Here is a 9,967-nt window from a genome sequence, read left to right as displayed (position 1 = left end):
TTGATAACAATTCTTCATGCAAGGACTCCTTCGAATTTATCGCGTCTAATCAAGAAGTGAATTTTGCAAAAGGCTCAAAAAAGAACCAATGAATTCACAACCGATGGTCGTAGCCCCGTCAAGTAGACAGTAAAAAAAGAGGAATCACCTAAGCGGCGATCGCTTCTCGATATTCAACCGGGGAGAGGTCGCCGAGTTTTTTCTGGAAGCGTTCATTGTTATAGTAGTCGATATATTCAGCAACACATTTACGTGCCGCAGCTTCACTATCTGGCTTCGCCAGGTAAAGCTTTTCCGTTTTCAGATGGGAAAAGAACGACTCGATACATGCGTTGTCAAAGCAATTCCCGCGTCTTGAATGGCTTCCCATAAGTTCTTTCTCCTCGAGTAGATCCCTGTACGATTTGGTTGTGTATTGAAATCCTTGGTCGGAATGGAGAATAGCGTTTTTGGCGTTCAGTTGCTTTACGGTGTCCAATACGAGTTGGAGATCGTTACGCGCGGATAGCTCCCATGCTACGACTTCCTTGTTACAAAGGTCTAAAATAACCGACAAATAGACAAAATCATGACCAATTCGAATATAGGTAATGTCAGTCACAAATTTCTTCAAAATGGTTTCTGCTGTAAATTCACGGTTGAGGACATTCGGAAAGACTACGGATGGTTTGCGACCTGCAAATGGCCGTTTCTTGCGGATAACTGAACGAATTCCCAGCTCACGCATCAGCCTACGCACCTTTTTGTGGTTAACCAAAACCCCTTCTTTGTGTAAAGCCGTACGCATACGTTTGTAGCCGAAATAAGGTCGCAGTCGATGAATAGCAAGGATGTGCTCTTTTACATTCGTATCCTGCTCGATACGGGTTTTACGAGATTCCCGGGCAGCTTTCCACTTGTAATAACCCGACCGCGATACTTCGGCAATCTTGCACAGCATGATGATGGGATACTTGTGATTCATTTTTTCGATGGTCCTAAACCGGGCTTGCTGATCCAACTTCCCTCCCCATGCAGATTCGGATTGAGCTTTTTTAGGTATTCGACCTGCGCTTTCAAATAGGCGTTTTCCTCTTCAAGGCTACTGAAGTGTTTCTTATTCCAACGCCCACGATAATCCTCAAACGATTCTCCGCTCTGGTGCTTACGTACCCAACTGATGATCTGTGCATCACTTTTAATTCCCAGCTTTTCTCTTATCTCCTGATAGCTCCACTGCTCTTCCAAACGCAAGCGAACAGCCTCTTTCTTCGTATCCTCGCTATAACGAGTAAAGACCTGTCCCTTCTTTGGTGGCATGAAAAATCCCCTCCGGTCAACAGTAATGAGTCCATGATATCATGTACTCTTTTTTTACTGTCTACCTTGAGGGGATAATACCATCTGTGGGTTATGAATAGAGCTTTTATTAAGAATTAACAAGTTTGTTGACATGTTTTTATTCCCCCAAAACTCTTTCTTTTTCTACATATTTTGTGCATTTGTGCTGTCAATTTGATTATCAACCGATATCAGCCTGTTGTAAATAGTCCGATTATTCTATACATTCCCCTATATCATTTTGTGCATTTTCTCTTCTTAAATCAAAACGAAAATATCATTAATAACCAACAAAAATAAGGCCTTTTTAGTGTTTTTAATGTACAAGTATGAAGTTTCACGATATGTGCATTAAGTAGTAGTCTAGGCGTTTGACAGCGCAGGCAACCTGTGGGTCGTGACCGATATTTCTTCTTCCTCCATGAACAGCGGTATCTACAAGTCGTTTGGCAACAACGGGGTATTTTTCATTCCGACCTCGGGCAACAACCAGGGACAAGCCGCACAGTTCGCCTCTGCTCCCGTAGGCGCGGAAATGACAGGACCGTGGTTTACGCCTGACGAAAAAACGCTGTTCTTGTCGGTACAGCATCCGGGCGAAAACCTCAAGGACTACAGCCAGCCAACCAGTCATTGGCCAAAGGGCGGAAATGCAGTAGCTTTGCCGAGCGTGATTGCCATTACGGGTTTCTAGGACAAGGAGTGTAGTGCACCATGCTATCGAGCATCGGGATTCCCGGATTGATCTTGATTTTGATTATCGCGCTGGTCATTTTCGGACCGAGCAAGCTGCCGGAGATCGGCCGTGCTTTTGGCCGGACGCTGACAGAGTTCAAGTCAGCTACCAAAGACTTGACCAAGGACGACGACGAGGCAAAAGACAAAGCCGTGGAAGAAACGGCCAAACGAATCAACTAATCCGGCTTTGAGGCTTTGTGGAAAAGGCGGTGCGTGCAAGAGGCGCACTGCCTTTTTGCAGCACAGCGCGTAAGGGGGAGTGCGTGTGAACCAAGAGATGCCTGTTCTTGAGCATGTGACTGACTTGCGGCGCAGGCTACTGATTGTGGCAGCGACGCTCGTCGTCAGCATGATCGTCTGCTTTTTGTTTGTCGATCACATATATTTGGCATTGTCGAATCATTCGGGCGAAAAACTGGCGATTCTCGGTCCCAGTGACATTTTGTCGATTTATGTAAAGCTGTCTGCAATCGGGGCGGTGGCGATCACGATTCCTGTCGCTGCTTACCAGGCGTGGCGCTTTGTAGTCCCGGCGCTGGAGGAGCGGGAGCGAAAAGTGGCGCTCATGTATATCCCCGCCCTGTTTCTGCTGTTTTTGTTCGGCTTGTCTTTCGCTTACTTCGTCTTGTTTCCGCTGATGTACCAATTTGTGCTGGGGTTGTCCAACGGGAATTTTGAACTGGTGATTACGGCCAATGACTACTTCACCTTCATGCTCAATCTTTGTTTGCCGTTCGGGCTTTTGTTTGAATTGCCAGTGGTGGTTCTTTTTCTCAGCCATCTGGGCATACTGAATCCGCAGCGGCTGGCGAAAATGCGCAAGCCCGCCTACCTGGTGCTGGCGATCATTTCGATTACGATTACGCCGCCTGATTTTTTGTCCGATATTATGGTGATCGTGCCGCTGATCGTGCTGTACGAAATCTCCATTACCATCTCGCGCGTCATACATGGAAAACGCATCGGGAAACTGCGCTTTCGCCGGAAAATATGGTATGATGCTCTCGACTATGTTATCGGGAGAGGGCAAAGATGCACGTTTATGTAAACGGGACGATCTGTCCGGCACATGAGGCGAGCGTATCGGTTTTGGATCACGGGTTTTTGTACGGCATCGGGCTGTTTGAGACGATGCGTGTTTACGACCGCAAACTGTTTTTATGGGACGACCATTTCGCCCGGCTCAGCTCCGGGCTTTTGGCGTTGCAGATTCAGCCCATATGGTCAAAAGCGGAGCTGGCGGACGCGATCCTGCAAACGATCGACGCCAATGGGCTGCGGGATGCGTATGTGCGCCTCAGCGTCACCGCCGGGCCGGAAGGAGTAGGCTTGGTGACAGGCGGCTACGAGCGCCCGTCGTTGTTCGTATTTGCCAAGCCGGTCGCCCCGCTTGCAGTCCCGCCTCAACCAAAGCGGTTGCAGACGTTGGCGCTGGCGAGGCAGACTGCGGAGGGGCACCAGCGTTTCAAATCGCACAACTACCTCAACAATGCGCTGGCTCGCCAGGAGCTGGGGGCGCGCACGGATACGGAAGGGCTGTTTTTGACGCACGACGGCTTTCTCGCGGAAGGCATCGTCAGCAATCTGTTCTGGGTCAAGAACGGGCATCTGTTCACGCCTTCACTGGATACGGGCATTCTCGACGGGGTGACCCGCCGCCATGTTTTGCGATTGGCCGAGCAGTTGGCGATCCCGACAACGGAAGGACGGTATCGGCTGGAAGAGTTGCTTGCGGCCGATGAAGTTTTCACCACCAACTCCGTGCAGGAAATCGTCCCGGTGGCAGAAGTAGACGGACAGCTAGTCGCATCGTCCTACGGAAAATACACACGCGAACTGCACTTGGCCTATCGTCAGTCTGTAGCGACCGGAATGTAAATTATGGTATGCTACTAATCAATATGCGAAGACGGAAAAAGGGAGTAGGTCCATGAAGTACAATCCATTTCGAATCCATGCGGCAACCGTTGACGAGATGCTGGCGGAGCTTGCCCATCGAGGGATTTTTGGCGATCAGGCCGAGCGGTTGGCCGAGTGGAGAGCGGGTCTGATGATCCACGTGGAAAACATGAGTGAAGCTGTCGCGGAAAAGGTGCGGCTGGACATGCTTTCCGCCGGGGCCGAGGCCGTTGTGTCCGGGCAGCCGGGCGCAACTGACAAAAAGCGGCTGCTTTTGCTTGCGGGACCAAAGCAGTTGGAGCAGGCGCTGTCGCAACTGGAAAAACGGGATGAGGAGCTTGCAGCCGTGGCGGCAGAGGTACGGGAGGCTTTGGCGATGCCTGCGCGGCTGCGGGCCAGACGGGAGCTGAATTGCGGCCGTTACACCCTTCCGCTTGGCGAACGGACGCTGGTAATGGGCATCCTCAATGTGACGCCCGATTCCTTTTCGGACGGAGGGCGCTTCGTGGACCTTGACCACGCTTTGGCGCAGGCGCGCGCGATGGTCGAAGCGGGAGCGGACATCATTGACATCGGGGGCGAGTCTACGCGTCCGGGAGCGGAGCCGGTCGGGGAGGCAGAGGAGCTGGACAGGGTGCTGCCAGTGATTCGCCGTTTGTCCGCCGAGCTTTCTGTCCCTTTGTCCATCGACACGTACAAAGCCGCTGTAGCGGAGCGGGCGCTTGATGCCGGGGCGCATATCATCAATGACGTTTGGGGAGCAAAGCGCGATCCGCGCATGGCGGAGGTGGCTGCGCGGCGCGGGGTGCCGATCATTTTGATGCACAACCGTACAGACACGGAGTACCGGGACTTTTACTCCGATTTTGTCAGAGATTTGCGCGAGTCTGTGCAAATTGCCCTGCAAGCGGGTGTGCGCGAGGAACAGATTATTCTCGATCCGGGGATCGGCTTTGTCAAAACGGTCGAGCAAAATCTCGAAACGATGCGCAGACTCGACGATCTCGTCGCCCTCGGGTACCCGGTTTTGCTCGCGACTTCGCGCAAACGGATGATTGGCCACGTCCTCGACCTTCCTGTGGACGAGCGGGTGGAAGGGACAGCCGCGACAGTTGCGCTCGGCGTCGCCAAAGGCTGCCACATGGTACGGGTGCACGATGTCAAAGAGATGAAGCGGGTTACGAAGATGATGGACGCGATGCTGAAGGGGGGCATTTGACGTTGGATAAAATTTACTTCAACGGCATGTCGTTTTACGGCTACCATGGCGTGTTTGGAGCAGAGGCGGAGCTGGGTCAACGCTTTTACGTCGATCTGGAGCTTTCTGCCGATTTGTCGCAGGCAGGCGCAAGCGATGAGCTTCAACATACGATCAATTACGCCGATATTTTTATTTGTGTGCAAAAAATTGTCGAGGGCGAACGGTTCAACCTGGTTGAAAAGCTGACGGCCGTCATTGCCGAGCGGCTTTTGACGCAATTTCCTCTGCAAGAGGTCAAAGTCAAGGTGACCAAGCCGAACCCGCCGATCAACGGGCATTATGAATCTGTCGCCATTGAGATGACGCGCAAAAGAGAGGATTTTGCTTCATGAGTGTAATTGCGTATCTGGGGCTTGGCTCGAACCAGGGCGACCGGGCAGAAAAGCTGCGCCAGGCGATCCGGAAGCTTGCTGCGCACAGAGGGATTCGCGTGCTGCGTACATCGTCTGTGTACGAGACTGAGCCGTTCGGCTACGTCGAGCAAGAGGCGTTTTTGAATATGGCCGTAGCGGTAGAGACAGAGCTTTCCCCGGAGCAGCTTCTGGAGACCGCCTTGTCGGTGGAGCGGGAGCTGGGACGCATTCGAACCATCCGCTGGGGACCGCGTACAATAGACATTGATCTTCTCTTGTACGGTACATCCTCTGTGTCGCTGGAGCATCTTGTCATCCCGCATCCGGGTCTTAGCCAGCGTGCTTTTGTGCTTGTTCCGTTGCGCGATATTTGGGAGGGCGGGGTTTTGCCCGGCCACGACCAGACTATTGACCATTATCTTTCCTTATTGGTAGAAGATCACAAGGGGGTACGAGAGTGGGGAGCAATCAACTGGGAAATCGGATCAGATCCTTCCGGAAGCTAAAAGGGTATACACAACAATCGCTTTCGGAAAAGCTGGGAGTATCATTGTCGTTTGTCGGATCGCTTGAGCGGGGAACCCGTACGCCGACAGAGCCGGTACTGCGCAAGATCGCCAGCACTTTACAGGTCGACTATGAAGAATTATGTGCTATAAATAAATGATAGATCGTTTGGATGGGTCTCTCCTCTCCAAGAACCCGTGGATCGGGAATAAGGAGGTCGAAATAGATGAAAATCGGTAACATCGAATTGAAAAACAACGTCGTTCTCGCCCCGATGGCAGGTGTGTGCAACCCTGCTTTTCGTTTGATTGCCAAGGAGTTCGGGACTGGCCTGGTATGCGCCGAGATGGTCAGCGACAAAGGAATCGTCCACGGCAACAAAAAGACCATCGACATGTTGTACGTCGACGAGCGGGAGAAACCGCTCAGCCTGCAGATTTTTGGCGGCGACAAGGAAACATTGGTGGAAGCGGCGAAGTATGTAGACCAACATACGAACGCAGACATTATCGACATCAATATGGGGTGTCCCGTTCCGAAAATTACGAGCTGTGACGCAGGTGCCCGCCTGCTGCTTGATCCGAATAAAATTTACGAGGTCGTCTCTGCTGTAGTCGATGCCGTGGAGAAGCCGGTTACGGTGAAAATGCGTCTGGGCTGGGACGAAGAGCACCTGTACGTGGTGGAAAATGCCAAGGCTGTTGAGCGCGCAGGAGGCAAGGCCATCGCCGTCCATGGCCGCACGCGTGTGCAAATGTACAAGGGCCATGCGGACTGGAGCTGGATCGGGCGCGTGAAGGAAGCCGTTTCGATTCCGGTCATCGGCAACGGCGATGTCGCGACACCTGAGGATGCAAGACGCATGCTCGACACGACCGGCTGCGATGGCGTCATGATCGGACGCGCCGCACTCGGCAATCCGTGGATGCTGTATCGGACCATCCAGTACTTGACGACAGGAGAGCTTGTGCCCGAGCCTTCCGTACGCGAAAAAATCGACATCTGTCTCTTGCACGCCGAGCGTCTGATTGCGCTGAAAGGTCCGCGCGTAGGCGTGCTGGAAATGCGCAAGCACGCCGCATGGTATTTGAAAGGGCTGCGAGGCTCTACCCATACGAAAAACTTGGTGAATGCCGTGGAGACAGAAGAAGAGCTGCGTCGGGTTTTGACGGACTATGTCGAGTGGGTTGAGAACTATGCAGGCGACCTGGAAGAGCCGCAGGAATCAGCGCGCGACGAGGCAGTCAGCTACTAAAATGGTTGTTTGTTCCAGACATTGACAAGGGTTCCTTCATATCCTATAATACTCCGTAATATTGGGAGCCAAGCTGCCAGTCCACTCTGGCAGCTTTACCTTTGAACCCTCACAGTTATTGTGTTCTGCTGTATATTGTATAGAACAACTACATATAATCCTTTGTACTTTACCCAGTGCAAATGGAATCATTTTTTAAAACGGGGGAATTGAACCATGTCTGAAAAAGAAGTTTTCCTGACACCAGAAGGTTTAACAAAACTGGAGCAAGAGCTTGAAGATTTGAAAACGGTTAAACGCAAGGAAGTTGCAGCAAGGATTAAAGAAGCGATCAGCTTTGGAGATATCAGTGAGAACTCTGAGTACGAAGAAGCAAAGAATGAGCAGGCGTTCATCGAAGGCCGCATTCTGACGCTGGAAAAAATGTTGCGCAAAGCCACCATCATCACCAATGAAGATGTGGACACAGGCGTAGTCAGCGTAGGATCGAGAGTGAAGCTGAAAGACCTGGAGTATGGTGATATTGTCGATTACACCATCGTAGGCTCTGCCGAATCCGATCCGATGAACAACAAGATTTCCAACGAGTCTCCTGTAGGCCAAGCGCTTTTGGGCAAGAGCAAGGGCGCGATCGTCGACGTGAACGTACCTGCAGGCGTCATTCAGTACGAGATTCTCGATATTAACCTGTAAGCAGTTCATCCATGGCGTACCTTTTACGAGGTACGCCGTATCACTATTTGACCGCGCTGTACAATATTGTTAAATCAGGTATTTTTTAGAGGAGTGAGCAAAAATGGCAAACGAGCAAGACCTGCAGCAAGAAGAGCAGCAACAGGAAGGACTGCACGAGCTTCTGCAAGTGCGTCACGACAAAATGAATCAAATTCGCGAGTGGGGCTTTGATCCGTTCGGGAAAAAGTTCGAGCAAACCCACCACGCTGCTGATATTGTGAAAGCATTTGGCGACAAGACCAAAGAAGAGCTGGAAGCAGAAGAGCATGTCGTTACGATCGCAGGCCGCCTGATGGCAAAACGCGCGATGGGCAAAGCGAGCTTCGCCCAGCTTTTGGACCGTTCCGGCCAAATTCAAATCTACGTGCGCCAGGACACTATTGGCGAAGAGGCGCACAAAGTGTTTGAGATCAGCGATATCGGCGACCTGATCGGCATTCGCGGTGTTGTTTTCAAAACAAAAACAGGCGAGCTCAGTGTCAAAGCAAAAGAGTTTACCTACCTCTCCAAGTCGCTGCGCCCACTCCCTGAGAAATACCACGGTTTGAAAGACATCGAAACGCGCTACCGCAAGCGCTACGTGGACTTGATCGTGAATCCCGAGGTGCGCGATACGTTTATTACGCGCAGCCGCATTTTGACCTCGATGCGCCGTTATTTGGACAACCTTGGCTATCTGGAAGTGGAGACACCGACTCTCCACGCAATTGCCGGCGGTGCTTCTGCGCGTCCGTTCGTTACGCACCACAATGCGTTGGACATGCAGTTGTACATGCGTATTGCGATCGAGCTGCACTTGAAACGCCTGATTGTCGGCGGACTGGAAAAGGTGTATGAAATCGGTCGCGTTTACCGGAACGAAGGAATTTCTACACGCCACAACCCTGAGTTCACGATGATTGAATTGTACGAGGCGTATGCCGACTACCAGGACATCATGACTCTGACAGAAGAGATGATCGCCCATATCGCACAGGAAGTATTGGGCACCACGAAGATCGAATACCAAGGCAATGAGATTGATCTGACACCAAAATGGCGCCGTGTGCACATGGTTGATCTGATTAAGGAAAACCTCGGCGTAGACTTCTGGAAAGAAATGAGCGACGACGAAGCGCGTGCACTGGCAAAAGAGCATGGAGTAGCTGTCGAGCCTCATCATACCTTTGGGCACGTTGTGAACGAATTTTTCGAGCAAAAGCTGGAGCATACGCTGATTCAGCCTACGTTTGTGTACGGTCACCCTGTAGCGATTTCTCCATTGGCGAAAAAGAACGATGAAGATCCGCGCTTCACCGACCGTTTCGAGCTGTTTATCGTCGCTCGCGAGCATGCGAATGCGTTCACAGAGCTGAATGATCCGATTGACCAGCGCGAACGCTTTGAAGCGCAGCTTCTGGAAAAAGCGGCGGGCAACGACGAGGCGCATGAAATGGACGACGATTTCATTGAGGCGCTTGAGTACGGTATGCCGCCAACAGGTGGTTTGGGAATCGGAATCGACCGTCTGGTCATGCTGTTGACCAACTCGCCTTCTATCCGTGACGTATTGCTGTTCCCGCATATGCGTGCGCGTGACTAATTGCCGTAAAAGCCGTTTGAAGGTTATTCAAACGGCTTTTATTTTTTACTTGCACTAAAAGACGTATAGTGGTACATTAATAACTGTTCTTCTTTGGTACATAATCGATTGCAGCCCTAAACAAAATAATGCTTGCTTTTTTGATGGGGTATGTGATAGATTAATGAAGTCGCCGTTAAACAACTTAAAAAAGTGGTTGACACGACTTGGACAACCTGATAAGATGAAGTGGTTGTTGCGAAAATGCTCTTTGAAAACTGAACAGCGAAAGCGTTGATGAGTCTATCATTAAATGATTTGCCAGCTTTGAACCAGTA

At 51.2% G+C, this 9,967-nt stretch carries 12 protein-coding genes and 1 pseudogene; 11 read left to right on the top strand and 2 right to left on the bottom strand.

The window, feature by feature from the left end; genetic code table 11:
• Positions 1 to 148: 148 nt before the first annotated feature.
• Positions 149 to 1,299 (bottom strand): IS3 family transposase gene (locus tag AC3WQH_RS24805; protein WP_085974924.1). Its coding sequence is split into 2 segments (ribosomal slippage): positions 149 to 1,038 and positions 1,038 to 1,299, totalling 1,152 coding nucleotides; the frame shifts between segments, so codons are not numbered across the junction.
• A gap of 388 nt (positions 1,300 to 1,687) precedes the next feature.
• Here AC3WQH_RS24805 and AC3WQH_RS24800 point away from each other — a divergent pair.
• The 11 genes and pseudogenes from AC3WQH_RS24800 to lysS form a co-directional block, all read left to right on the top strand.
• Positions 1,688 to 2,014, top strand: a pseudogene (locus tag AC3WQH_RS24800) (alkaline phosphatase PhoX); the annotation flags it as partial.
• A 20-nt stretch (positions 2,015 to 2,034) separates the two neighbouring features.
• Positions 2,035 to 2,238, top strand: coding sequence for a twin-arginine translocase TatA/TatE family subunit (gene tatA, locus AC3WQH_RS24795; protein WP_025843823.1), 204 nt, complete (start codon positions 2,035 to 2,037; stop codon positions 2,236 to 2,238).
• A 97-nt stretch (positions 2,239 to 2,335) separates the two neighbouring features.
• Positions 2,336 to 3,106, top strand: a complete 771-nt coding sequence (gene tatC, locus AC3WQH_RS24790) for a twin-arginine translocase subunit TatC (RefSeq protein ID WP_429775938.1) — start codon at positions 2,336 to 2,338, stop codon at positions 3,104 to 3,106.
• The gene (gene pabC / locus AC3WQH_RS24785; RefSeq protein ID WP_310670513.1) at positions 3,091 to 3,936 is read left to right on the top strand and encodes an aminodeoxychorismate lyase; all 846 of its coding nucleotides are present in this window, start codon (positions 3,091 to 3,093) and stop codon (positions 3,934 to 3,936) included. The genes tatC and pabC overlap by 16 nt, the downstream gene beginning before the upstream one ends.
• A gap of 52 nt (positions 3,937 to 3,988) precedes the next feature.
• Positions 3,989 to 5,176: a dihydropteroate synthase gene (folP, locus tag AC3WQH_RS24780; protein WP_238503977.1), complete on the top strand. Its 1,188-nt coding sequence runs from the start codon at positions 3,989 to 3,991 to the stop codon at positions 5,174 to 5,176.
• Between the two features lie 2 nt (positions 5,177 to 5,178).
• Complete coding sequence (gene folB / locus AC3WQH_RS24775) at positions 5,179 to 5,550, top strand: dihydroneopterin aldolase (RefSeq protein ID WP_005836206.1); 372 nt, start codon at positions 5,179 to 5,181, stop codon at positions 5,548 to 5,550.
• Positions 5,547 to 6,077 carry a 2-amino-4-hydroxy-6-hydroxymethyldihydropteridine diphosphokinase gene (gene folK, locus AC3WQH_RS24770; RefSeq protein WP_005836204.1) on the top strand — a complete coding sequence of 177 codons (531 nt, stop codon included), beginning with the start codon at positions 5,547 to 5,549 and terminating at the stop codon, positions 6,075 to 6,077. Before folB ends, folK begins: the two co-directional genes overlap by 4 nt.
• Positions 6,029 to 6,238, top strand: coding sequence for a helix-turn-helix domain-containing protein (locus AC3WQH_RS24765; protein ID WP_005836203.1), 210 nt, complete (start codon positions 6,029 to 6,031; stop codon positions 6,236 to 6,238). The genes folK and AC3WQH_RS24765 overlap by 49 nt, the downstream gene beginning before the upstream one ends.
• 66 nt (positions 6,239 to 6,304) lie before the next feature.
• Positions 6,305 to 7,333, top strand: coding sequence for a tRNA dihydrouridine synthase DusB (dusB, locus tag AC3WQH_RS24760; protein ID WP_005836201.1), 1,029 nt, complete (start codon positions 6,305 to 6,307; stop codon positions 7,331 to 7,333).
• A gap of 216 nt (positions 7,334 to 7,549) precedes the next feature.
• On the top strand, positions 7,550 to 8,026 hold the full coding sequence (gene greA, locus AC3WQH_RS24755; protein WP_005836199.1) for a transcription elongation factor GreA: 477 nt from the start codon (positions 7,550 to 7,552) through the stop codon (positions 8,024 to 8,026).
• A gap of 103 nt (positions 8,027 to 8,129) precedes the next feature.
• Complete coding sequence (lysS, locus tag AC3WQH_RS24750; RefSeq protein WP_005836197.1) at positions 8,130 to 9,650, top strand: lysine--tRNA ligase; 1,521 nt, start codon at positions 8,130 to 8,132, stop codon at positions 9,648 to 9,650.
• Between the two features lie 116 nt (positions 9,651 to 9,766).
• Here lysS and AC3WQH_RS24745 read toward each other — a convergent pair.
• On the bottom strand, positions 9,767 to 9,967 hold a 201-nt coding region (locus AC3WQH_RS24745; protein WP_492332300.1), incomplete at its 5' end, for a hypothetical protein.

This window comes from Brevibacillus sp. FW301-21C12A (assembly GCF_058788915.1).
This window is presented reverse-complemented; position numbering and strand designations above follow the sequence as displayed.